Here is a 1,461-nt window from a genome sequence, read left to right as displayed (position 1 = left end):
GTGGGGTCAAGCACGGCGAGCAGGGCGCCCTTCTCCACTTCGGCGCCGACATCCACAGCGCGACGGGCGATGCGGCCCGGCACACGGAAACCCAGGTTGCTTTCATAGCGGGCCTGGATGGTGCCGGCGAAACGGCCCAGGTTTTCCTGGTCTTCAGCCTTCACTTCCATGGACAGCACCGGGCGTATGGGTTCGGGCGGCGCCTCTTCCTTGGAGCAGGCCATCAGCAACAGGCTGGCGGCGACAATGAGCGTCAATTGCTTCATGGCTGCGCTCCGGGTTGGGCGATCTCGACGACCATGCCGGGGTGCAGTAATTGCCCACCGGCTATCACGACTTTTTCACCGCCTTTGAGGCCCTCGCCGATGATCACTTTGCCGGTGAGGTAGCGCGCCACGGTGACCTTGTGCAACTGCGCCTTGCCTTCGCCGTCCACCAGCCACACGGCTGGCTCGTTGAGGTCTTTGGTCAGCGCTGACCAAGGCAGCTCGATGCTCGCCTTGGCCGGGCCATTGGCGGTGGCGCTGACCACCGACCCCAGTTCCATGCCCTTGGGCAGGCTTTGCAGGGCGATCTTCACTTGGACGGTGCCGGTATTGGCGGCCACGGCGGGCGTGACTTCGCGGACTTTGCCCACGGCCTTGATGCTCGGGTTGTCCAGCAGGCTCACCGTAATCGGCGCGTCGGGCGGCGGCTCCACCAGCAAGGACTCATACACGTTGAACACGGCGTCACGTTCGCCATCGCGGGCGAGGCTGAAGATCGGCACGGTGGCCTGTACCACTTGGCCGACTTCGGCCTGGCGCGCCGTGATGATCCCCGAGGCATCGGCGATCAACGCGGTGTAGCCCAATTGTTCGCGGGCATTGGCCAACTGCGCCTGGGCGGCGGCCAGGGCACTTTGGCTGCTGCGCAGCGCGGCCTGGGCGGCGTCATATTCGCTGCGGCTGGTATAGCCTTTGGGCAGGAGTTTTTCCTGGCGCACAAAGGCGGCGGCGGTCTGCTTGACCCGCGCCTGTTCGGCCACGACCTGGGCCTGGGCCGAATCGACGTTGGTTTGCAGGTCCTTGGGGTCGAGCTTGGCCAGGACTTGCCTGGCTGTGACGCGGTCGCCCACGTCGACCATGCGCTGGATGATCTTGCCGCCCACGCGAAAGGACAGATCGGTTTGCACCCGCGCCTGGATATCACCGGTCAGCGTCACCGCCGCGGCAAAATCCGCCGACTGCACGGTTTGCACGAACACCCGTGAATGCTGCTTGGGCTCGGCCTTGTCTTGGCCACAGCCACTGAGCAGCCCCAGGAGGCCAAGGCTGAAAATAAATGTCGAGGTGCGACCGCCCATGCAGGCTCCTTTTGCGTGATGCCGACGTTCAAGTGTGTATGCGACTGTGAGCTTAGATCAGGGTTCCTTATCTGCATGGAGGATCCCATACTCCAATGGTTCCCATGCTGACTAAA

1 protein-coding gene and 1 pseudogene are annotated in these 1,461 nt (G+C 63.7%); both read right to left on the bottom strand.

The annotated features are described in order from the left end of the window. Window positions 1–266 (bottom strand): annotated as a pseudogene (locus tag BKD70_RS23315) (efflux transporter periplasmic adaptor subunit); the annotation flags it as partial. Then, entirely contained in the window at window positions 263–1,345 is a 1,083-nt protein-coding gene (locus tag BKD70_RS23310) for an efflux RND transporter periplasmic adaptor subunit (RefSeq protein WP_070415489.1), read from the bottom strand. The pseudogene BKD70_RS23315 and the gene BKD70_RS23310, both read right to left, overlap by 4 nt. Window positions 1,346–1,461: the final 116 nt, after the last annotated feature.

It is taken from the genome of Pseudomonas sp. BS-2016, assembly GCF_001806145.1.
Lineage (GTDB): Bacteria > Pseudomonadota > Gammaproteobacteria > Pseudomonadales > Pseudomonadaceae > Aquipseudomonas > Aquipseudomonas lundensis.
The sequence above is the reverse complement of the archived record's forward strand: the minus strand, read 5'-3'. Positions and strand labels throughout refer to the sequence as shown.

Excerpts from the sequence above, each read along its gene's own strand:
- BKD70_RS23310 (WP_070415489.1), bottom strand. The coding sequence starts at position 1,345 with ATGGGCGGTCGCACCTCGACATTTATTTTCAGCCTTGGCCTCCTGGGG.